The sequence below is a fragment of the Fulvimonas soli genome, assembly GCF_003148905.1.
GTDB lineage: Bacteria > Pseudomonadota > Gammaproteobacteria > Xanthomonadales > Rhodanobacteraceae > Fulvimonas > Fulvimonas soli.
On sequence record NZ_QGHC01000011.1, the window covers coordinates 58,993 to 81,001 of the forward strand.

18 protein-coding genes are annotated in these 22,009 nt (G+C 75.4%); 6 read left to right on the forward strand and 12 right to left on the reverse strand.

The genetic code is table 11. The features are described 5' to 3' along the window. Positions 1–108: 108 nt before the first annotated feature. On the forward strand, positions 109–4,221 hold the full coding sequence (gene hrpA / locus C7456_RS13715) for an ATP-dependent RNA helicase HrpA (RefSeq protein WP_109724386.1): 4,113 nt from the start codon (positions 109–111) through the stop codon (positions 4,219–4,221). Here hrpA and C7456_RS13720 read toward each other — a convergent pair. From C7456_RS13720 to C7456_RS13740, 5 genes are all read right to left on the reverse strand, one after another. Then, positions 4,218–4,979: an anti-sigma factor family protein gene (locus tag C7456_RS13720; protein WP_109724387.1), complete on the reverse strand. Its 762-nt coding sequence runs from the start codon at positions 4,977–4,979 to the stop codon at positions 4,218–4,220. The two genes, hrpA and C7456_RS13720, sit on opposite strands and share 4 nt — an antisense overlap. After that, positions 4,976–5,548 (reverse strand): sigma-70 family RNA polymerase sigma factor, encoded by a 573-nt coding sequence (locus C7456_RS13725; protein ID WP_109724388.1) that lies wholly within the window; start codon positions 5,546–5,548, stop codon positions 4,976–4,978. The genes C7456_RS13720 and C7456_RS13725 overlap by 4 nt, the downstream gene beginning before the upstream one ends. Before the next feature lie 12 nt (positions 5,549–5,560). Continuing rightward, the gene (locus C7456_RS13730) at positions 5,561–5,899 is read right to left on the reverse strand and encodes a cupredoxin domain-containing protein (RefSeq protein ID WP_109724389.1); all 339 of its coding nucleotides are present in this window, start codon (positions 5,897–5,899) and stop codon (positions 5,561–5,563) included. A gap of 28 nt (positions 5,900–5,927) precedes the next feature. Beyond that, positions 5,928–6,923, reverse strand: coding sequence for a metallophosphoesterase family protein (locus C7456_RS13735; protein ID WP_109724390.1), 996 nt, complete (start codon positions 6,921–6,923; stop codon positions 5,928–5,930). Positions 6,924–7,182: 259 nt separating this feature from the next. Continuing rightward, positions 7,183–8,058: a LysR substrate-binding domain-containing protein gene (locus C7456_RS13740; RefSeq protein WP_109724391.1), complete on the reverse strand. Its 876-nt coding sequence runs from the start codon at positions 8,056–8,058 to the stop codon at positions 7,183–7,185. A 91-nt stretch (positions 8,059–8,149) separates the two neighbouring features. Between C7456_RS13740 and C7456_RS13745 the strand changes: the two genes are divergently transcribed. Continuing rightward, positions 8,150–9,160 (forward strand): YeiH family protein, encoded by a 1,011-nt coding sequence (locus C7456_RS13745; protein WP_109724392.1) that lies wholly within the window; start codon positions 8,150–8,152, stop codon positions 9,158–9,160. A 295-nt stretch (positions 9,161–9,455) separates the two neighbouring features. Here the strand turns inward: C7456_RS13745 and tsaB are convergent, their stop codons facing one another. After that, positions 9,456–10,148, reverse strand: a complete 693-nt coding sequence (gene tsaB / locus C7456_RS13750; RefSeq protein ID WP_109724393.1) for a tRNA (adenosine(37)-N6)-threonylcarbamoyltransferase complex dimerization subunit type 1 TsaB — start codon at positions 10,146–10,148, stop codon at positions 9,456–9,458. Between the two features lie 186 nt (positions 10,149–10,334). Between tsaB and C7456_RS13755 the strand changes: the two genes are divergently transcribed. From C7456_RS13755 to C7456_RS13765, 3 genes are all read left to right on the forward strand, one after another. Continuing rightward, on the forward strand, positions 10,335–10,703 hold the full coding sequence (locus tag C7456_RS13755) for a nuclear transport factor 2 family protein (protein WP_109724394.1): 369 nt from the start codon (positions 10,335–10,337) through the stop codon (positions 10,701–10,703). Between the two features lie 55 nt (positions 10,704–10,758). After that, on the forward strand, positions 10,759–11,619 hold the full coding sequence (locus tag C7456_RS13760; protein WP_109724395.1) for an alpha/beta fold hydrolase: 861 nt from the start codon (positions 10,759–10,761) through the stop codon (positions 11,617–11,619). Between the two features lie 64 nt (positions 11,620–11,683). Continuing rightward, a complete protein-coding gene (locus C7456_RS13765; protein WP_109724409.1) occupies positions 11,684–12,484 on the forward strand; it encodes a helix-turn-helix domain-containing protein in 801 nt (266 codons plus the stop codon). Between the two features lie 45 nt (positions 12,485–12,529). Here the strand turns inward: C7456_RS13765 and C7456_RS13770 are convergent, their stop codons facing one another. Beyond that, positions 12,530–12,898, reverse strand: coding sequence for a VOC family protein (locus tag C7456_RS13770; protein WP_109724396.1), 369 nt, complete (start codon positions 12,896–12,898; stop codon positions 12,530–12,532). A 407-nt stretch (positions 12,899–13,305) separates the two neighbouring features. Then, entirely contained in the window at positions 13,306–15,249 is a 1,944-nt protein-coding gene (gene yoaA, locus C7456_RS13775; protein ID WP_109724397.1) for a DNA repair helicase YoaA, read from the reverse strand. A gap of 300 nt (positions 15,250–15,549) precedes the next feature. Between yoaA and C7456_RS13780 the strand changes: the two genes are divergently transcribed. After that, a complete protein-coding gene (locus C7456_RS13780; RefSeq protein WP_109724398.1) occupies positions 15,550–15,939 on the forward strand; it encodes a helix-turn-helix domain-containing protein in 390 nt (129 codons plus the stop codon). 409 nt (positions 15,940–16,348) lie between these two features. Here C7456_RS13780 and C7456_RS13785 read toward each other — a convergent pair whose 3' ends face one another. The 4 genes from C7456_RS13785 to C7456_RS13800 form a co-directional block, all read right to left on the reverse strand. Beyond that, positions 16,349–16,867: a tetratricopeptide repeat protein gene (locus C7456_RS13785; protein ID WP_109724399.1), complete on the reverse strand. Its 519-nt coding sequence runs from the start codon at positions 16,865–16,867 to the stop codon at positions 16,349–16,351. 5 nt (positions 16,868–16,872) lie between these two features. Continuing rightward, on the reverse strand, positions 16,873–19,209 hold the full coding sequence (mrcB, locus tag C7456_RS13790) for a penicillin-binding protein 1B (RefSeq protein ID WP_109724400.1): 2,337 nt from the start codon (positions 19,207–19,209) through the stop codon (positions 16,873–16,875). Between the two features lie 120 nt (positions 19,210–19,329). Beyond that, positions 19,330–20,169: an SDR family oxidoreductase gene (locus tag C7456_RS13795; RefSeq protein WP_109724401.1), complete on the reverse strand. Its 840-nt coding sequence runs from the start codon at positions 20,167–20,169 to the stop codon at positions 19,330–19,332. Between the two features lie 168 nt (positions 20,170–20,337). Continuing rightward, complete coding sequence (locus C7456_RS13800; protein ID WP_109724402.1) at positions 20,338–22,002, reverse strand: tetratricopeptide repeat protein; 1,665 nt, start codon at positions 22,000–22,002, stop codon at positions 20,338–20,340. Positions 22,003–22,009 lie beyond the last annotated feature (7 nt).

A 22,009-nucleotide genomic window follows, 5' to 3' on the forward strand; every position in this document is an offset into this window, starting at 1 on the left:
CATGTTGCGCCGCTGCTCGGATGATCCGCCCACCGTTTCCCGCACCCACAGACGCCGTGACGCCATCGCGGCAATGCGTTGGCAGCCACGGGCTATCATGGTGGATCCATGAAGGACCGTGCCTCTCCCGCCGCCCCCGCCCCGACCGACGACCGCCTGCGCACCCTGCGCGCCGCGCTCGACGGCGTCTGCAGCCGCGACTTCGGCCGCCTGCTCGGCCGCTGGCGCGGTCTGTCGCGCCGGCCCGACGCCAGGAAGCTGGAGGCGCTCGCCGCCGACGTCGAGGCGTCCGCGGCGAAGCGCCGCGCGCGCGCCGCGGCCAGGCCCGCACTCCGCCTCGACGAATCGCTGCCGATCACGGCGCGCGCCGAGGAGATCGTCAAGCTGATCCGCGCGCACCAGGTGGTGGTGATCGCCGGCGAGACCGGCTCGGGCAAGACCACCCAGCTGCCCAAGCTGTGCCTGGCCGCCGGCCGCGGCGAGGCGGGCATGATCGGCTGCACCCAGCCGCGGCGCCTGGCCGCGCGCTCGGTGGCGCGGCGGGTGGCGGAGGAGCTGGGCACGGCGCTGGGCGAGCAGGTGGGCTTCCAGGTGCGCTTCAACGACCAGGTGTCCGAGCGCACCCTGGTGAAGTTCATGACCGACGGCATCCTGCTCGCCGAGACCCAGGGCGACCCGTGGCTGAGCGCCTACGACACCCTGATCATCGACGAGGCGCACGAGCGCAGCCTCAACATCGACTTCCTGCTCGGCTACTTGAAGCGCCTCGCCGCGAAGCGGCCGGACCTCAAGATCGTCGTGACCTCGGCCACCATCGACACCGCGCGTTTCGCCGCGCACTTCGGCGGCGCGCCGGTGGTGTCGGTGGAGGGGCGCGCCTACCCGGTGGAGGTGCGCTGGCGACCGCTCGAGGCGCTGGGCCTCGAGGCCCAGCGCGGCCTGCAGCAGGGCAGCGCCGAGCACGTCGCGGCGGTGCTGGACGAGATCACCCGCGAGGACCCGCGCGGCGACGTGCTGGTGTTCCTGCCCGGGGAGCGCGAGATCCGCGACGCGCACCTCGTGCTCTCGCGCCGGCAGTACCGCGAGACGGAGATCCTGCCGCTGTACGCGCGCCTGTCCGCCGCCGACCAGGACCGCGTGTTCAAGCCCGGCCCGAAGCGCCACGTGGTGCTGGCCACCAACGTGGCCGAGACCTCGCTCACCGTGCCGCGCATCCGCTACGTGATCGACGCCGGCACCGCGCGCGTGAAGCGCTACAGCCAGCGCAGCCAGCTCGAACGGCTGCACGTGGAACCCGTCTCGCAGGCCGCCGCCGACCAGCGCAAGGGCCGCTGCGGCCGCGTGGGGCCGGGCGTGTGTTACCGCCTGTACGACGAGGCCGACTTCGCCGCGCGGCCGCTCTACACCGACCCGGAGCTGCTGCGCTCCTCGCTGGCCAACGTGATCCTGCGCATGCTGGCGCTGAAGCTCGGCGAGGTGGAGGACTTTCCCTTCCTCGATGCGCCCGACCCGCGCGTGGTCGCCGACGGCTACCGCCGGCTGGCCGAGATCGGCGCGATCGACGACGCGCGCGCGCTCACCGCGGTGGGGCGCACGCTGGCGCGGCTGCCGATCGACGTGCAGCTGGCGCGCATGCTGGTGGAGGCCGAGAAGCTGCGCGCGCTGCGCGAGCTGCTGGCGATCGTGGCCTTCCTCAGCATCCAGGACCCGCGCGAGCGTCCCGCCGAGGCGCGCCAGCAGGCCGACGCCGCGCATGCGGCCTTCGCCGACCCGAGGTCGGATTTCGTCGGCGTGCTCAATCTGTGGCGCGCCTACCACCAGGCGCACGAGGAGCTGACGCAGTCCCGGCTGCGCGACTGGTGCGCGCGGCATTTCCTGTCCTTCCTGCGCATGCGCGAGTGGCGCGAGCTGCACCGGCAGCTGCTGCTGGCGGTGGAGGAGCTGGGCTGGTCCACCTCCGCTCCTGCTCCCCTGCGGGAAGATCGTGCTCTTCCTCCCTCTCCCCGTCGGGGCGAGGGCCGGGGCGCGGGGCCAACCCCGCGAGGCGGCGGGAAGAACGAGCGCGCTTCGCCCGCCCGCGCCGGCAAGCAACGCCCCCTCACCTCGATCCTCTCCCCGGAGGGAAGGGAAGGCGAGCGCGAGGAGCGCGTGCTTGATCGGGAGGCTGCGGTGGACCACCGCTTCGAGGCGATTCATCGCAGCCTCCTGGCCGGCCTGCCCACCCAGGTCGGCCACAAGGACGAGAAAGGCCTTTACCGCGGCACGCGCGAGCGTCGCTTCCAGGTGTTCCCCGGTTCGGCGCTGGCCAAGGCGCCGCCGAACTGGATCTTCGCCGCGCAGATCATCGACGTCGGCGGCAAGGTGTGGGGCATGATGTGCGCCCGCGTCGAGCCGGCGTGGATCGAGCAGCAGGCTGCGCACCTCGTGCGCACGAGCTGCCGCGAGCCGCACTGGTCCAGGAAGCGCGGCACCGTGGTGGCCTACGAGCAGGTGAGCCTGCTCGGCCTGGTGCTGGTCGAGCGCCGCCCGGTGACCTTCCAGCGGCAGGACCCGCGCCTGGCCCACGCGATCTTCCTGCGCGAGGCGCTGGCGCGCGGCGACATCGACGCGAAACTGGATTTCCTGCGCGCCAACCAGCGCGTGCTGGAAGAGGCGCGCGGCATCGAGGCTAGGCAGCGCCGCGAGGGGCTGCTGCGCACGGAGGACGAGCTGGCCGCCTTCTTCGAGGGCAAGCTGCCCGAGGCCATCGCCTCCACGCGTGCGCTGGAGGCGTGGTACCGCCGCGCCAGCCCCGCCGAGCAGGCCGCGCTGCGCTGGTCGCTGGGCGACGTGATGGCGGGCGGCGCGGGGCTCGATCGCAGGGCGTTTCCCGCGGTGCTGGAGCTTGCGCCGGCGTCCGGCGGCGCGGCGCAGCGCTACCGTCTGGAATACCGTTTCGTGCCCGGCGACGAGGCCGACGGCGTCACGCTGCACCTGCCGCTGGCGATGCTCAACGCGCTGCCCGCCGCGCGCTGCGAATGGCTGGTGCCCGGCCTGCTCGCCGACAAGGCGGCCGAGCTGATCCGCGGCCTGCCCAAGGCGCTGCGGCGCAACTTCGTGCCCGCGCCGGACTTCGCGCGCGCCTTCGCCGAGGCCGAGGCGCCGCGCGACGAGCCGCTGGCGCAGGCGCTGGCCGCGTTTCTCGGGCGCGTGACCGGCGTGGCGGTGGAGCCGGGCGAGTTCGCCGCGGTGGAGCTGCCGGCGCATTTCCTGATGCGCTTCCGCCTGCACGACGAGAGCGGCCGCACCCTGGCCGCCTCGCGCGACCTCGCCGGGCTGCGCGCGCAGTGGGAAGGCCGGGCGCGCGAGGCGTTCTCGCGCAAGACCGACGTGGAGCTGACCCGCGAGGACGTCGCCGCCTGGGACTTCGAGGAAATCCCGCGCGAGGTGCGCTCGGCCGGCGGCCTGCTGGCCTTTCCCGCGCTGGTGGACCTGGGCGAAGCCGCCGCGCTGCGCGTGTTCGAGCGCCGCGACGAGGCGGCCGCGGCCCACGTGAAGGGCGTCGAGCGCCTGCTGCGCAACGCGCTCGCCGGCGACTTCAAGCAGGCGCGCCGGCGGCTGCCGATCGCCAGCGCGCTGTCGCTGAAATACGCGCCGCTGGGCAGCGTCGACGGCCTGCGCGAGGACCTGGTGGAAAGCGGCTTCGCCGACTGGCTGGCCGCGCACGAGCTGGACGCGCGCACCGCCGGCGCCTTCGAGGCGCTGCGCACGCAGGCCGCGCGCGAGCTGTTCGCGGCGGCGGTGGCGCGCCTGAAGCTGGCCGAGCCGATCATCGAGGCGCAGGCGGAGCTCAAGCCCTGGCTGGAGCCGCCGCTGCTGGGCTTCGCCCGTGCCAGCTACGACGACCTGCGCGAGCAGTTCGACGCGCTGCTCGCGCCCGGCTTCCTGCGCGAGCTGCCGACCTCGCGGCTGGCGCACTACCCGCGCTACCTGAAGGCGATGCGCCTGCGCGCCGAGCGCCTGCGCCACGACCCGGCGAAGGACCAGCAGCGCCTGCTGCAGGTGCTGCCGTACTGGCGCGAGTACCTCAAGCGCCGCGCGGCGGGCGAGGACGGGCTGGACGAGCTGCGCTGGCTGATCGAGGAATGGCGCGTGTCGCTGTTCGCGCAGGAGCTGAAGACCGCCGAGCCGGTCTCGCCCAAGCGGCTGGCGCGCGCGCTGGAGGCGCTGGGGCCGGGCTAGCGGGAAGGCGGCGGTTCCCCGCCTTGCGCCAGCAGGCGCGCGAAGCGGTCCAGCTCGGCCTCGTCCATGTCCGACACCACCGCCGCGGCGGCGTGGTCCAGCGCGAGGACGCGCAGCCCGTAGCCCTGCATGCGCGCCTGCCGCGGCAGGCCGGCGGGCGGCGCGGCCAGGACGAACACGTCGATCAGGTGGCCGCCGTGGCGGTAGACCAGCACCGGCACGCGCGCGCTGCCCACGTAGTCGATGCGCCCGCCCGCCAGCGGGAAGCCCTGCGCGGCGAAGTCGCGCACCGGCGGCGACTCGGCCACCTTGCCGGCGAACCAGGGCTTGACGGTGTGCCGGTCGCTGGACACGACGTCCACCGGCGAGGCGGCGGCGAGCGCGCGCCAATGGCTGGCGAACAGGTCCCGGGTGAGCCCGGCCTGCGCCCGGAGGCCCTGCTGCCGGTCGTGCCAGAGTCCGGCCGCGCCGGCGCCGAGGAGGGCGGCGGCGAGCCACGAGGCCGCCAGCGCCGCCCAGGCGCGGGCGCGCGGGCGCGCCGCGGGCATCGCGGCGGCCAGGCGGCCGCGCAGCGCCGCCGGCGCCGCGTAGCGCATGGCGGGATCGCGCAGGCGCGCGCGCAGCGCCTCCAGTTCGGCCAGCGCCTGCCGGCACGCCGCGCAGCCGTCCAGGTGCGCCTCGAAGGCGCGGCTGTCGGCCGGGTCCAGCTCGCCGTCGAAATACAGCGGCAGCAGCCGGCGGGACGATTCGCAGTTCATGGCCGGTCTCCGTTGGCGCCGAGGGCCTGCAGCAGCTTCTCGCGCCCGCGCGACAGGCGCGACATCACGGTGCCGATCGGTATCGACAGCATCTGGGCGATCTCCCGGTAGGACAGTTCCTCGATCTCGCGCAGGACCAGCACCTCGCGGTATTCCTCCGGCAGGCCGCGCAGCTGCCGGTGCAGCCGCGCGCGCTCCTGCGCGGCGGCCGCGTTCTGCTCCGGCTCGTCGGCGGCGGTGTTCGGCAGCACGCGCTGCGCGGCGGCCTCGCCGAGCTCGGCGGCGAGCTGGTCGATGGCCACGAAGCGCCGCCCGCGGCCGTGCTCCTTCAGCCGCGCGAAGCAGCAGTGGCGCACGATGGTGAGCCACCACGCCTTGCCGTTGCCGCCCGCGTAGGTGTGCGCCGACTGCAGCGCGCGCACGAAGGCGTCGTGCACCGCGTCGCCGGCGTCGGCGTCGTTGCCGAGCAGCCAGCGCGCGAGGTTGTAGGCCGCGTCGAGCTGGCGCATGGCCAGCTCGCCGACCAGGGTCCGCCGGGCGGCGAGGTCCATCGCGCTCAGGTCCGGCACGGGGCGGGGACGCTACTGGCGCACATGGACCACTCCGCTCATGAACGGATGCACGGTGCAGTAGTACTCGAAATCGCCCGCCTGGGTGAAGGTGTGCGAATAGCGGTCGTCGGTGTCCAGCGCCGGCGAAGCGAGCGGCTTGCCGGTCCTGCTGGTCACGGTGTGCGGCACCTGGTCGTGGTTGATCCAGGTCACCTCGGTGCCGGGTCGCACCGTGAGCCCGGCGGGGCCGTAGGCGAAGCCGGCGATGGAGACGGTGACCTGCGCCGGGGCGGCCGCCGGTGCGGGAAGCGGGGCGGCCAGTGCGGCGAGCAGCGTCAGGGCCAGGCCGGTCTTCTTGTCGGGTTTCATGGGTTGGCCTCGGGAAGTGGAAGGGGCGTCAGCGGTCGAGCGGGGTGTCGATCAGGGCGAGCAGCCCCCTGCCGCGGACCAGCGAGACGCGGCGGGTGCCGAGCAGCCTGCCGAGCTGGCCGGGCGGCACGGTCACCGGCCCCGGCTCGCCGATGCCGGCCTGTCCCGGCGTCGGCAGCGGGTAGGCCAGCGACATGGCGGTGTGCAGCGCCACGTGGCCTTCCACCTTCTGCATCACCTGGTGGATGTGGCCGTTGAGCACCGTCACCGAGCCGAACGGGCGCAGCAGCGCGAGCGCGGCGTCGGCGTCGCTGGTGCCCCAGCCCCAGGGCGCCCAGATCGTCCACAGCGGGATGTGCGCCAGCACCACCACGGGCGTGGAGTGCGCGACGCCGGCCAGGTCCGCCTTCAGCCAGGCCAGCTGCTCGTCGCCCAGCGCGGCCATCGTGCCGGCCTTGAAGTTCTGCACGTTGTTGAGGCCGATGAAGTGCGCGCCGCCCTGGTCGAAGCTGTACCAGGAGCGGCCCCGGCCGTCGGCGCCGAACGCGCGCAGGTAGCCGGCCACGCCGTCGTCGATCGCGTCGTGCTCGCCCGGCACGGTGTGCAGGCGGTCGGTGCGGATCTCCTGGAACAGCTCGCGCGCCTGGCCGAACTGGTCGGCGCGCGAGAGGTGGCTGATGTCGCCGGTGTGCACCACGAAGGCGGGGCGCTGCGGCAGCGCGTTGATGTCCGCGATGGCGCGGCGCAGGCTGCCGACCACGTCGGGGTTGGCGGCCTTGCCGAAGCCGATGTGGGTGTCGCTGATCTGCACGAAGCTGAGCGTGCCCGGCGGCGCCGCGGCGGCCGCGCCGCCGGAGGCCATGCCGAGCGCGCGCGGCACGCCGCCGGCGATGTTCCACAGCACCGCGGCGCCGGTCCAGGCGGCGAGGCAGCCCAGCGCCCTGCGCCGTCCGGCATCGTGCGCGGGGTCGGGGGCGGGCGCGTGGCCGGCGTTGCGGTCGGGCCCGTGGTCGGAGGCGGTCATGGCGGCGGTCCTGGTCGTGGGGAACGAACCTCCAGATCGTTCGGGCCGGCGTTTTATTCCCGCCGGCCGTCGCCGGAGCCGGCCGGCAGGGGGTGGGCGGCGCGTGCCGGCGCGGCATGGCGGGGGATCGCGGCCGGAGGCCGCTCCCGCAGGGGCCTTGCAAGTGTTGCGGGAGCGGCCTCCCGCGAGACCGCCATCGGCCTCGGTGCCGCACCCGTCGAGGCCGTGCCCAGGCACCGGTGGTCCAGAGCGGTCTGGCCTACAGCGTGCGCAGGAACGCCTCCAGCACCGCGCCGCGGTACTTGCCACGGTGCAGCAGCAGCGAGAGCCTGCGGCGCAGGTCGAGGAACGGCGTCCTCAGCACCTTCAGCCGGCCGGCGGCCGCCGCGTCGGTCACCGCCACCGCGGGCAGGCAGGCGATGCCGAGGCCGGCGATCACCGCCTGCTTGATCGCCTCGGCCTGGTCCAGCTCCAGCACCGTCTCGCCCGGCGGCAGGCCGGACAGCGCGCGCTCGCTCAGGCTGCGCGTGGCCGAGCCGGGCTCGCGCAGCACCCAGCGCGCGCCGGCGAAATCCGCGGGCTTCAGGCCGCGCCGGCGCACCAGCGGGTGGTCGGGCGGCGCGCACACCACCAGCGCGTCGTCGCGCCAGGGGCGCACCTCCAGCGCCGGGTGCGCCACCGGGCCTTCCACGCAGCCCAGCTCCAGCGCGTGGTCGAGCATGGCGGCGGCGATCTCGGCGGTGTTGGCCACGCGCAGGCGCACCGAGACGTGCGGGTGCGCGCGCACGAAACCGCCGAGCAGCTCGCCCACGCGGTAGTTGCCCACGGTGTTGCTGGCGCCCAGGCGCAGCTCGCCGCCGAGCGCCTCGGCCCGGGCCGTGCCGAGGCGGCCGAACTCGGCGTGGCGCTCCAGCAGCTCCTGCGCGCGCGGCAGCAGCTCGCGCCCGCGCGCGTTGAGGCGCAGGCGCCCGCGCGCGCGGTCGAACAGCGGCGCGCCGAGCTGCCGCTCCAGCTCGGCCAGCGCCATGCTGGCGGCGGGCTGGGTGAGGTGCACGCGCTCGGCGGCCGCGCGCACGCTGCCGAGCAGGGCGGTCTGCACGAACACGTCGAGCTGGCGCGGGCTGATGTTGAGCATCAGCCGATCTTATAGCACCGATCAGATATTCAAAGTTTTGCTGATCGAGGGGCGGGCGGAGAATGGCGCCACCTCTGCCAGGCCCCGTCCGATGAACGCCGTCGCCGCACCCACCTTCCCGCAGCGCCTGCCCGGGCTGCTGCTGTCGCTCGCCCTCGCCGCCGTCGCGCTGGCGCTGGGGCGGCGCTTCCCGCTGGTCGGCGGGCCGGTGGTCGGCATCGTGCTCGGCATCCTGGTGCGCAACGCGCTGTCGCCGGACGCGCGCTTCACGCCGGGCATCCAGTTCGCCGGCAAGCAGGTGCTGCAGTGGTCGATCGTCGCGCTGGGCTTCGGCCTCAGCCTGGACCAGGTGGCGAGGACCGGCCTGGAGTCGCTGTCGGTGACGCTGGTGACGATGAGCATGGCCTTCCTCGCCGCGCGCGCGCTGGGCCGGCTGCTCGGCGTGCACGACAAGCTCAAGGTGCTGATCGGCGTGGGCACGGCGATCTGCGGCGGCTCGGCGATCGCCGCGGTGACGCCGATCATCAGGCCCGACGAGCACGACACCGCGTTCGCCATCTCCACCATCTTCCTGTTCAACCTGGTGGCGGTGCTGCTGTTCCCGCTGCTGGGCCACCTGCTGCACCTGTCCGACCTCGGCTTCGGGCTGTGGGCCGGCACCGCGATCAACGACACCTCCTCGGTGGTGGCCGCCGGCTACAGCTACGGCAAGGCGGCGGGCGACTACGCCACCATCGTCAAGCTCACCCGCGCCACGCTGATCATCCCGGTGTGCGTGGTGCTGGCCTTCGGCGTGGCCGCGCGCGAGAAGAGCAAGGGCGCGGCCGGCTTCGGCCTCGGGCGCATCTTCCCGTGGTTCATCCTGTGGTTCCTGGTCGCCTCGGGCGTGCGCACCGCCGGCCTGGTGCCGGTCGCGGTGCAGCCCGCGCTGCATGCGGCCGCCGAGTTCCTGATCGTCGTCGCGCTCACCGCGATCGGCCTGTCGGCCAACCTGCGCAAGATGGCCGCGACCGGCCCGCGGCCGATCCTGCTGGGGCTGGGCGTGTGGGCGGCGGTGGCGGTGAGCAGCCTGCTGGTGCAGCTGGCGATCGGGCGGCTGTAGGCCGGGAAGCGCGAAGGAGTGGGCGCCGGGCCGCGGCGTTGCGGCATGGCGGGCGTGGGCGAGGGTCCGGGCGATCGACCTGACGCAAGACCGCCAACGGCCCCGATGCCAGGTCGTCGAGGTCGTGCCCGGCGCCGGGGTCAAGCACGGCCTTGCCTGGCCGGGAAAGCACGCAAGGCGATGGAAGCACGACGAGCGCGCCTGCACACCCGCCCACACGCCATCCCGCTGGCCTTCCCGGCGCTCTTCCCCGGAAGGTTTCGCACAGGCCCTCGGGCGTGCGCGCGCCGGCGCGCTAGGCTTTCCCCTGCTCCGCCAGCGTCAGCGCCACCTTGTCGCGCAGGTAGACCGGCAGCGCGTGCTCCGGCGCCTGCGCGCGGCCGGCGCGGAACTCGCGCACGGCCAGCACGGCGACGTGGCGGGCCTGCGGGTAGTGCGCGCCGCCGGCCGTGCGCAGCGCGCCGGTGAGGCGGCCGCGCAGCGCCTCGCCGTAGGTGGCCCAGCCGGTGCCGACCACCTGCCAGTGCGCCGCCACGGGCAGTTCCAGGGCCTCGGCGGTGGTCACGCGCTCCCGGTCCAGCGCCAGCAGGCCGCCGGCGCCGTCGGGACGGTAGCTGGCCGCGTAGATCTCGCCCATGCGCGCGTCGATCGCCGCGAGGATCGCCGCGTCCTCCTCCTGCGGCGCCTCCAGCGCCAGCGCGGCGAGCGAGGAGACCGGCACCACCGGCACGTCCAGCGCCAGCGCCATGCCCTGCGCCAGCGACACGCCCAGCCGCACGCCGGTGAAGGCGCCGGGGCCGCGGCCCACCGCGATGGCGTCGAGCGCGTGGCGGCCCACGCCGGCCTCGGCCAGCAGCGCGTCGGCCATCGGCAGCACCAGCTCGGCGTGGCGGCGCGGCGCCAGCTCGCCGCGCGCGACGATCTCCTCGCCGTGCACCAGCGCGACGGAACAGGCTTCGGTGGAAGTCTCGATGGCCAGCAGGTTCATCGGCGCATTCTCGCATCGGCGGCCGGGCCATGACAGCCGCGGCGCCGGGCGGCGGGCGGGCCGCGCGCGGGCAAGGCGGGGCGGATGCACGGCCAGCGCGGGGCGGAGGCCATTACCTCCCAGGTAATCGCCTTGCCCGCGCCGCGCCCGCAAGCTGTGCCCGCATCCACCGCGAGGAGAACCGCCATGACCGCCATCCGCACGCTCGTCGAGCGCTACCTGCAGAGCTGGAACGAGACCGACCCGCTGCGCCGCCGCGCGCTGATCGAGGACGTCTACGCCGAGCACGCCGCCTACACCGACCCGATGGTCGAGGCCCGGGGCTGGGAGGCGATCGACGCCACCATCGCCGCGGTGCAGGCGATGTTCCCCGGCCACGCCTTCCGCCTCGCCGGCGAGGTGGACGCGCACCACCACCTGGCGCGCTTCCGCTGGCACCTGGTGGCGCCGGGCGTGGCCGAGCCGCTGGCGATCGGCTTCGACGTGGCCGAGCTGGAGGACGGGCGCGTCCGCCGCGTGCACGGCTTCCTCGACCGGCTGCCGGCCGCCGCCTGAAACATCCACGCCCCGCCCGCCGCGCGGGCGGGGCCCGCATCCGGAGGAGACCCGCATGAGCCACTTCGCCGCCACCGACGGCACCGGGCTGTTCTACCGCGACTGGGGCCGGGGCCGGCCGATCGTCTTCGTCAGTTCCTGGGGCCTGGACTCGCGCACCTGGTCGCGCCACATGCTGCACTTCAACGCGCTGGGCTACCGCTGCATCGCGCCGGACCGGCGCGGCCACGGCCGCTCCGACGATCCCGGCCACGGTTACGACAGCCTCGACCGCCTGGCCGACGACCTCGCCGAGCTGCTCGACCACCTGGACCTGCGCGACGCCGTGCTGGTCGCCCACTCGATGGGCACCGGCGAGTGCGTGCGCTACCTCGCGCGGCACGGCAGCGCGCGGGTGGCGCGGCTGGTGTTCGCGGGCGCGGTGGCGCCGAGCTACCTCGACGGCAGCCGCGACCCGGCCAGCATGGACGAGGCCGCCACCGGGGCCGTGCTCGCCGCCATCGCGCGCGATCTGCGGCAGTGGCTGGAGGACAACGCCGACGGCTTCTTCCTGCCGGCGACGACCGGCGTCACCCCCGCGCAGATACGCCAGACCATCGGCCATTTCCAGGACGTGTCGGCGCTGGCGCTGCGGGACTGCTTCCGCGCCAAGCGCGCGGACCAGCGCGCCGAGCTGCGCGCGATCGACGTGCCGCTGCTGGTGGTGCACGGCGACCGCGACGCGAGCGAGCCGGTGCAGCAGGGCCGCGCCGTGGCGGCGCTGGTGCCCGGCAGCCGCTACCTCGAATACGCCGGCGCGCCGCACGGCCTGTACCTGACCCACTTCGAGCGCTTCGTGGACGACGTGCGCGCCTTCATCGGCGATGCGCGAGGCGGCGACGCGGCCGCGCGCGGGCCCCGGGGCATCGCCGCATGAGCCGCCGCGCGGAACCCGCGTCCGCGTCCGCCACGGCGGCGGCGACCGCTGGCATCATCGCGGCATGAACGCCCTCGCTTCCGACGCCGCCCGCCCGGTCGGCGACCTGCTGCGCGAATGGCGGCGGCACCGCCGCCTCAGCCAGCTCGACCTCGCCACCGGCGCGGAGATCTCCACGCGGCACCTGAGCTTCGTCGAGTCGGGCCGCGCGCGACCGAGCCGCGAGCTGATCCTGCACCTGGCCGAATACCTGGACGTCCCGCTGCGCGAGCGCAACGCGCTGCTGGTCGCGGCCGGCTACGCGCCGGCGTTCAAGGCGCGCGCGCTGGACGACCCGGCGCTGGCCGGCGCGCGCGCGACCATCGAGCGGCTGCTCGCCGGCATGGAGCCCGCGCCCGCGCTCGCCGTCGACCGCTACTGGAGCCTGGTCGCCGGCAACCGCGCCGTGCAGCGCCTGCTGGCCGGCGTGGCGGCGGAGCTGCTGCGGCCGCCGGTGAACGTGCTGCGGGTGGCGCTGCATCCGGCCGGCCTCGCGCCGCGCATCCGCAACCTCGCGCAATGGCGCGGCCACCTGCTGCACCGCCTGCGCCAGCAGATCGACGCCTGCCACGACCCCGCGCTGATCGCCCTGCTGCGCGAGCTGCAGGCGCTGCCCGCGCCCGCCGCGGCGGAGGACGCCGCGCCGCCGGGACCGGCCATCGCGGTGCCCCTGCTGATCGAGGCGGAGGGCGCGCTGCTGTCGCTGCTCAGCACCACCACGGTGTTCGGCAGCCCGGTCGACATCACCCTGGCCGAGCTCGCGCTGGAAGCCTTCGTGCCGGCGGACGCGGAAACGGCCGGGCGCCTGCGCGCGATGGCCGGCTGAGGCGCCGCCCGCGGGCCGGGCGCCGCGCCATCGCGGCCGGCGCGGTCAGGCCGGCGGCTGCCACAGCTCGACGCGCGTGCCTTCCGGGTCGGTGATCCAGCCGAAGCGGCCGTACTCGCTTTCCTCCACGCGCTCGTCCACCGCCACGCCGTCGGCGCGCAACCGGGCGAGCAGCGCCGCGAGGTCGTCCACGCGCAGGTTGATCATGTAGGGCTGGCCGCCCGCGCCGAAGTAGCCGGTGTCCGCCGGGAACGGCGCCCAGACCGCATAGCCCGGCCGCGCGGCATCGTCGGCGAAGCGCGTGCCGCCCCATGGCTCGACCTCCATGCCCAGGTGCCGCGCATACCATGCGGCCAGCGCGGTGGGATCGCGCGCCTTGAAGAAAACGCCGCCCAGTCCGGTGACTTTGGCCATTTTCGCCCCCTCCCTCGGTGGACCCCGGAAAACCGCCAGGCGCCGGCATGGCGCCGGCGGCACGCGGGGCGCGGACAGCATGGCGCCGGCGGCACGCGGGGCGCGGACAGCGTAGCCGTTGCGGGGGGTGTGCGCACGGCGCGGAGGGCCTGCGCAGGGACCAGGCGTCCTCCGGTCAGGCCATGTCGCTGCTGGAGTCCGGCCTGCGCCGGGATGGCGGGGGCTCTGGCCAGGCTGCATGCGTCGCGTGGCCGCCGTTCGGCGCGCCAGGCAACCTGGTCCCGGCTTTCTCGCCGCACTGCACGGACCGTTGCGGATGGCGGCGGGCCCGCGCCGGACGGCGAGGCGAGGGCCCCACAGCAGCGCCTGCGCCGGAACGGCCCGGCGTTGCCCGTTCCGCGCGCCTTTCAGCCCCCCACGGTGGCCGCGGCCGGCACGGGGCGGAAGAACGCGCGCACCTCGTCCAGCGCGCGCGTGCGCGGCATCGGCGGCAGGCTGGCGAGGAACAGCCGGCCGTAGCCCTTGGTGCCGAGACGCGGGTCGCACAGCACCAGCACGCCGCGGTCGTGCACGTCGCGGATCAGCCGGCCGGCGCCCTGCTTCAGCGCGATCGCCGCGCTGGGCACCTGCCAGCCCATGAAGGGGTTGACGCCGGCCGCTTCCAGCGCGTCCAGCCGCGCCTGCAGCACCGGGTCGTCGGGCGCGGCGAACGGCAGCTTGTCGATCACCACCACGCTCAGCGCCTCGCCGGCCACGTCCACGCCCTCCCAGAAGCTGGCCGCGCCGAGCAGCACGCCGCGGCCGCTGGCGCGGAAGTCCTCCAGCAGCCGGTGCCGCGGCGCCTCGCCCTGCACGAACAGCGGCCACGGCGCGCGCTCGCGCAGCAGCTCGGCGGCGCGGCGCAGCGCGCGGTGCGAGGTGAACAGCAGGAAGGCGCGGCCGTCGGAGGCCTCCAGCACCGGCAGCACGGCGTCGAGCACGCGCTCGGTGTAGTCGCGCGCGGCCGGGTCGGGCAGCTCCGGCGGCAGGTAGCACAGCGCCTGCCTCGCGTAGTCGAACGGGCTGTCCAGGCCGAGCGTGAGCGGGTCCTCCAGGCCGAGCTGGCGCGCGAAGTGCCCGAAGCTGCCGGCCACCGACAGCGTGGCCGAGGTGTGCACCCACGCCGCCCGGGTGCGCTCGCGCATCGCGCGCAGCGGCGCGGCGAGGTCGAGCGGCGTGGCGTGCAGCGCGAAGCCGCGCGGGAACAGCTCGTACCAGCGCACGTCCTGCGGCGCGTCCTCCTCGGCGATGCGGTCCAGGCGCAGCGAGAGCGCCGTCGCGCGCTCGTGCGCGCTGGCCAGCCCGCGCGAGCGCTCGGCCTGCGCGGCAAGCGCGTCGGCGAGCGCGGCCAGCGCCTCGCGCAGGTCGTGCAGCGCGCCGCCCGCGCCGGCCTGCCGCGCCAGCTCGCGGAACGGCCCGCGCGCGGGCAGCGGGTCGAGCGCGAGGCGCAGCCGGCGCACCGCGTCCTGCACCGCCTCGACGGGTTCGAGCAGCGTGCCGATGGCGCCGGTGACGCCGTGGCACTCGGCCAGCGCGTCCTGCGCGAGCTCCGCGAGCTGGCGCGCGCTCACGCTCTGCGAGAAGAACTGGCCGGCCAGCTCCGGCACCTGGTGCGCCTCGTCGAGGACGAAGGCCGCCGCGCCGGGCAGGATCTCGCCGAAGCCCTCCTGCTTGAGCGCGAGGTCGGCGAACAGCAGGTGGTGGTTGACCACCACCAGGTCCGCCTCCTGCGCCTCGCGGCGCGCGGCGACCACGTGGCAGTCGTCGTAGAACGGGCACTCCGCGCCCAGGCAGTTCTCCGGCGTGGAGGTGACGCGCGGCCACAGCGGCGATTCCTCCGGCACCTCGGCCAGCTCCATGCGGTCGCCGCGCCGCGTGCGCGCCGACCAGGCGCGGATCGCGGCCAGCTGCGCGGCCTGCGCGCGGTCGAACGTGGCGCCCTCGCGCACGGTCTGGTCGAGCCGGTACAGGCACAGGTAGTTGGCGCGGCCCTTGAGCAGCGCGGTCTTGACGCGCGCGCCCAGCACCGAGCGCACGCGCGGCAGGTCGCGGAAGTAGAGCTGGTCCTGCAGCGCCTTGGTGCCGGTGGAGACGATCACCCGCTCGCCGGAGAGCAGCGCCGGCACCAGGTAGGCGTAGGTCTTGCCGGTGCCGGTGCCGGCCTCCGCCACCAGCGTCTCGCGCTGCGCGATGGCCTGCGCCACCGCCCGCGCCATCGCCTGCTGCGCCGCGCGCGGGGCGAAGTTCGGCAGCTCGCGGGCGAACGGGCCGTCGGCGCCGAGCAGGGCGGCGATGTCGTCGGGATCGGTCATCGCGCAAGTATCGCCCAGCGGGGCCGCCGCGCGGGCGGAAGGTCGCGCGGTCCGCGCGGCGGCGGGCGCACCTGCCGTTCGCGGCCCCGCATGCGGCGCTGGAGCCGGCGTGCCGGCGACGCCCGGCTGGCCCGCGCACAGCGATACGCCCTGCCCATATCGCCCCTGCGCACGACATGCCCCGAGAACCGCGAACGGCAAATGCAAGTGCAAATTTGCATTGCAATTGCAATTTGTCAACTCGGGCCGACGCGCTTGCAAGAATGGCGCGCGCTTTTCGCGCGGGTCCCCTGCTTCGAGATGACGTCCTCCCCGTCCTACGCCGATTTTGCCGACCGCCTGCGTCGCGCCTGCGACGAGGCCGGCGTACCCGGCGGCCGCCAGCGCGTCACCGCCGTGGCGACGCGCTTCGGCGTGGCCCGCGAGACGGCGCGGCTGTGGTTCGCCGGCCGCGCCCTGCCGGAGCTGACGCGGCTGATCGAGATCGCGGAGGAACTGGGCTGCAGCCTGGACTGGCTGGCGCTGGGCCGCGGCGTCGCGTCGGCCGCCGGCAGGCCGGGCCGCCGCGTGGCGGACGGCGCCGCTTCCTACGACGCGCTTTCGGCGCAGGAGAAGGCGGTGGTCGCGGCGATGCGCGACCTCAGCGAGAAGCGCCGCGCGGGGCTGGTGGCGCTGCTGTCGGGGCGCTGAGAACCTGCCCGATCGCCCGTGCCCCGTGCCCCGTGCCGGGAGCCTTCGCGCGTGGACGGGGAAGAGCGAAAGAGGGGACGCCGGTCAGCGACGTCACGACGTGGCGGGGCTGGCGAGGATTCGGGCATCGGGCTTGCGAGGCTCCTGGGGGAGCGGCCTCCGGCCGCGATCAGCCGACGCCAGGCCGCCCAGCGGCCTTAGCGCCGGGCCCGCCAAGGCCAGAGGCTCCAGCGCCAGATGGTCGAGCGCGGCTTGCCTGGCCGGAGAAGCAACGGGAAGCGAGGGAAGAACCGCCGCCGCTTCCACCCCCGCTCGCGCCTTATCCCGCTGGCCTTCCTTGGCAGCGCTTTCCCGGAAGCTCTTGAAAGGGGCCGAGGCGCGCCGCTCCGCCGCGGCATCCGGGCCGGCGCTAGTAGCGCGGCACGCCCGCCACGTGGCACTGCTGCACCCACTTGCGCGCGGTGGCGGCGCCGGCCTCGTCGTCGGCCTGCAGGCGCATCTCCACGATGGTCTGCCAGTTGCGCGCGCACAGCGGGCCCAGGCGCGGGCCGAGCTCCCACGAGCGGTGGGCGAGCTTCTCGGCGGCGGCGTAGTCCTTCAGCCGCACGGCGAGCTCGGCGCGGTCCTGCAGCAGCTCGGGCGAGTCGGGACCGAGCCTGAGCGCCTGGTCGAGCTTGGCCGCGGCGTCGGCGTAGCGGCCGGCGCGCTCGTCGGCCTGCGCGGCGTCCTGCAGCGACGCCACGCCGGGGTCGCGCAGCGGGTTGACGTCGATCACCGACTGCTCGCGCGCGCCGGCGGCGCGGATCGCGGCGACCAGGTCGTAGCTCGGCCGCGGCGGCCGCACCGGCGCGGGCGGCGGGGTGCTGCAGGCGGCGGCCAGCAGCGCCAGGGCGAACGGCGACAGGCGGGGGAGGGTGCGGCGTTGCATGGAGGTCAGTATCCGGTGGAGTGGGTGGCGGCGTCGATGCTGGCGGCCGGCGCCGGCGCGGCGCCGCCGCTGAAGAAGTTGCCGACCTGCTGCCAGAAGCAGCCCTCGGCGTCCGCCGGCAGCGAGCCGGGGACCACCGGGATCTGCCGCGCGCCCTCGCACTCGGGCTGCGTGCGCTTGCCGTCGGACGGGTCGACCCAGGCCATCTCCAGGCCGTCCGGCACGGCCGGCAGCGGGCGCGTGGGCAGCTTGCGGAACAGCGCGGCCCAGGCGCGCAGCGCGCCGGAGTTGCCCCACAGGCTGGTCACCTTGTTGTCGTCGCGGCCCATCCAGAACACCGCCAGGCGGTCGGCGGTGAAGCCGGCGAACCAGCTGTCGCGCTGGCTGTCGCTGGTGCCGGTCTTGCCGGCGGCGTTGAGCCAGGACAGGCCCGAGTTGCCCACCGACGCGCCGGTGCCGTAGCGCATCACCTGCTGCATCGCCCAGGTGGTGAGCGCCACCGCCTGCTGGTACTCGCCCTTGCCGGTCTGCACCTCGTAGCGCTTGATGGTCCGGCCGCTGCCGTCGACCACGCCGCGCACCGCCAGCGGCGGCAGCGCGTGGCCGCCGCTGGCGAGGTACTGGTAGAGCTGGCTCACCTGCAGCGGCGAGAGGTCCACCGCGCCGAGCAGCAGCGAGGGGCCGGCGCCGACGTTGTCGAGGCCGAACGACTGCAGGAAGGCCTGGATGCGCGGCAGGCCGATGTCCAGGCCCAGGTGGATGGTGGCGAGGTTCCACGAGTGCGCCAGCGCGTCCACCAGCGGCACCATGCCGTGGCTCTGGTGGTCGTCGTTCTGCGGCGTCCACGGCGTGCCGTCGGGCTGGCGCATCGAGACCGGGCTGTCGTCCAGCGGCGTGGCCAGGTTCCAGCGCTGCGGCTGGGTCAGCGCCACCAGGTAGACGAACGGCTTGATGGTGGAGCCGATCGGCCGGCGCGCGTCCAGCGCGCGGTTGAAGCCCTGGTCGCCCGGCGTCTTGCTGCCGACCACGGCGAGCACGCTGCCGGTCTGCGCGTCGGTGACCACGCCGGCGGCCTGCAGCGCGTCGCCGCGCTTGCCCTGGCCCTTCATCGCCTCGGCGATGGCCTGCTCGGCGTAGAGCTGCGCGGCCGGGTCCAGCGTGGTGAAGATCGACAGGTTGCCGGCGCGCAGCGTGTCGTCGTCGAAGTCGCTGGTGATCTGCGCGCGCACCAGCTGCATGAAGGCGGGGAAGCGGTTGTGCGGCAGCTGCGCGCTGGGCGCGATGCCCAGCGGCGCGGCCTCGGCGGCGTTGGCCTGGCCGGCGTCGAGCAGGCCGGTCTGCACGAACTGCTGCAGCACCAGGTTGCGCCGCGCCAGCGCGCGCTGCGGGAAGCGGCGCGGGTCGTAGTAGCTGGGGCCCTTGACCATGCCGATCAGCATGGCGATCTCCTGCGGGCGCAGGTCCTCCAGCCGGCGGCCGAAGTAGAACTCCGCGCCGGCGGCGAAGCCGTGCACCGCCTGGTCGCCCTGCTGGCCGAGGAACACCTCGTTGACGTAGGCCTCCAGGATGCGGTCCTTCGGGTAGTGCGCCTCGATCAGCAGCGACAGCAGCGCCTCGTTGAACTTGCGGGTGAAGTTCTGGTTGCGGTCCAGGAACAGGTTGCGCACCAGCTGCTGGGTCAGCGTGGAGCCGCCCTGCACGGTGTGGCCGGCGCGCAGGTTGGCGAAGGCGGCGCGCAGGATCGCGCTGAAGTCGAGGCCGATGTGGTGCTTGAAGTCGCGGTCCTCCACCGCCTGCAGGCCGGCCACCAGCAGCGGCGGCACGTCGGCCAGGCGCACGATGCGCCGCTCCTCCTGCTGCGCGCCGTACACGGTGGCGATGCGCGCGGGGTCGAGGTGGGTCGCGGCGACCGGCTTGCCGCTGGCCGCGTCGGCCACCGCCACCACCTGGCCCTTGCCCAGCGTCACGCGGATGCGCCTGGGCAGCTCGCCGCCGTCCGGCCCGGCGTAGCCGCGCGAGGCGATGGTGTAGCGCGCGCCTTCCTTCGCCCAGCTGCCGGGCACCTGGCCGCGGCCGTCGTTGCCGTAGCCGGCGAAGGTCAGCTCCAGCTCCAGCGCGGCCGGCGTCATCGGCACGCCCGGCGCCAGCAGCAGCGGGCGCGCGTACACGCGCGTGGGCACCGCGAACACCAGGTCGTTGAAGCGGTCCTGCACGCGCTTGTTGAGCACCAGCGTGTACGGCAGCACGAAACCGAAGAACAGGCCCAGGCCGATCCAGAACGGGATGCGCACCCACGGCCAGGCGGTGCGGGCGAGCGAGCGGAGGCGGGTCAGGAAGGCCAAGGGCGGGGTATCCGGGGCAAAGTCGTCCGGATGATAGGGCCTGCCACCCGGCAGGCATCTGAATGCCGGTCCGCCGGATGTGGCGCGGCGCGGGCCGCGGGCGGCCGATCGGCGGGCAATTCAGGCCGGCGGGCGCCAGCAGCCGGCGGTGGGCGCGAACGGCCTTGGATGCACGCCGAGCAGGCGTTCCAGCTCGGCGTTGTCGGCCACCAGGTCGGTTTCCAGGCGTTGCAGCGGGCCGCGCAGGCGCGGCGCGGCCCGCGCGCCCGCGCGCAGCAGCCAGGCCGGCAGCGGCAACGGCACGGTCGCCGCCGGCAGGCTGCGACGCACGCGCGCGAACATCTCCGCCGCGCGCAGGCGCTCGCCGCCGCCGATGGCGAGCACGCGGCCGGCCGCGGCGGGGCGCTGCAGCGCGGCCAGCACCGCCTGCGCGATGTCGTCGGCGTGCACCGGCTGGCGCAGGCCGCGTCCCGCCGGCAGCGGGAACAGCCGCGTGCGCAGCGCGCGCCGCGCGATGGGGGTCAGGCTCTTGTCGAGGCCCGCGCCGTAGACCAGCGTGGGCCGCAGCACGGTCCAGGCGCTGCCCAGTTCCGCGCAGGCGCGCGCCAGCGCGGCCTCGCCCTCGCGCAGCTCGCGCGCGACCGCGCGCTCGGCGGGCACGTCGGAGCCGATCTTGCTCTCCGCGCTCATCGAGCTGGTGGCGACCACGCGCGGCGCATGCGCCGGCCTCGCCCCGGCCAGCCAGCGCGCGAACGGCAGCAGCGGGCCGAAGCTGACGATGGCCTCCACCGGCGGCAGCGCCGGCACGCGGTCGGGCAATGCGCCCTCCAGCCAGCGCACGCCGCCGGATGCCGCGCGCGGGCGGCGGCTGAGGGCCAGCACCTTGATGCCTTGCGCGCGCAGCCGCGGCAGCAGGAAGTGGCCGATCTGGCTGCTGGCGCCGAACACCAGTACGGTCATCGGTTCCTCGTCGTTGCGTGGTGGCCTGGAGTGGCGGGATCGCGGCCGGAGGCCGCGATGCACTCTGCCGGCACAGAGCCGACGGCTCCCATGCAGAGCCCCGCCGCGGAAGCCATTCCCGCGGCGGTTCCCGCCACGCCCGCAGGCGACGCCGCCATCGCGGCGCCTTCAATGCATCGCCCGCAGGCGCCCGTCGAGCTCCTGCAGGCGGGCCAGCGCGGGCGCGACCTTGCGCGCCTGCTGCAGCGACTGCGCGGCGCCGGCGCGGTCGCCGCGGGCGAGCTGCTGCTCGGCCTGGTCGAGCCAGGCGTCGCCCAGCCGGCGGCCCAGCTCCTGCTGGCCGGCGTCGCCGGGCGACAGGTCGGCCAGGTCGGCCAGCAGCTCGCCGGCATGGGCCAGGTTGCCGCTGGAGAGCGCCTGGTCGAACTGCGCGGTCACCACGTTCGGCAGGTTCTGCAGGCCGCGGCGCGCGTCCTCGTTGTTGCCGTCGATGGCCAGCGCGTTGCGGTAGAGGTCGTAGGCGCTGTCGCCCGGCGGCAGCATGATCTCGCCGCGCGCGGTGGCCTGCTGCGCGCGCCTGAGCAGCTCGGCGAGCTGCGCCTGCTGCTGCGGGCCGAGCGGCGGCTGCAGCGTGCCGGCGGCGGAGTCCGCCGCGGCCGGCGCGGCGGCCGGCTCGCCCAGCCGCGCGCGCGCGGCGGCGAGGTCGGCGGACTTGGGCGCCAGTTCGCCCGCGCGGTCGAGCAGGCGCCGCGCCTGCGCGCGGTCGCCCGCGTCCAGCGCGGCGTTGGCCTGCACGACCAGCGCCTGCGCCACCTGGCCCAGGCCCGCGTGCGCCTGCGCGTTGTCGGGATCGAGCTGCAGCGCGCGCCTGAACCAGGCCAGCGCGGTGTCGTCGCCGTCGCCGTCGATGCGGCCGGCGCGCAGCGCGTCCTGGCCGCTCTGCAGGGCCTTGGCCAGCGCGCTGTCGTCCTGCTTGCGGTCCTGCGCCTGCGCGGCGCGCAGCGCGGGCAGCTCGCCGTAGCTGGGCAGCAGCGCGGCGAGCTGGTCGATGCTGGCGGCGGCGCCGGCGTCGTCGTTGGCGGCCAGTGCGGCGCGCGCCTTGGCGGCGAGGGCCGCGCCGACCTTGTCCAGGCCGTGCGCGGCCACCGCGTTGCCGGGGTCGCCGTCGAGCGCGCGGCGGTACAGCGCGCCGGCGCCGTCGGGGCCGTCCAGCCGGCCGGCGTCGAACGCCTGCTGCGCCTGCGCGATCAGCGCCTCGGTCTGGCTGGCGCCGTTGCGCGCCTTGGCGATCAGCTGGTCGAGCCGGTCCACGTCGCTGCCGCCGCCGAGCAGTTCGCGCGCGGCGCCGAGCAGTTGTGAGGCCTCGTCCAGCCGGCCGGCGCGGTAGGCGGCGTCGGCGCGGGCGAGCTCGGCCATGCCGACCTGGCGCAGGCCGTCGCGGGCGCGGTCGTTGTCCGGCTCCTGCTCGCCGGCGGACTCGAACAGCGCGCGCGCGCCGTCGGGGCCGTCGAGCCGGCCCTGCTGCAGCGCCTGCTCGGCGCGGGCGAGCTGGTCGTTGAGCCCGGTGCGCGGCACCAGCCCGCGCAGGCGGTCCTGGTTGAGCCACAGCGCCAGCAGCGCCGCGGCGACCACCAGCAGCGCCCACGGCCAGCGCGGCGTGCGGCGCGGCGGCCGCTCCGGCGCGGCGCGGCGGCGCTCCGGCTCCACGCGGATGCTCGGCAGCTCGTCGCGCGGCGGTGCGGCCGGCGGGTCGTCGTCCAGGTGGTCGAGGTCGCCCAGGCGCGGTTCGATCCGCTCGGACGGGTCTGCGTGGTGGTCTCGGCGTCCGCTCATGTGCATG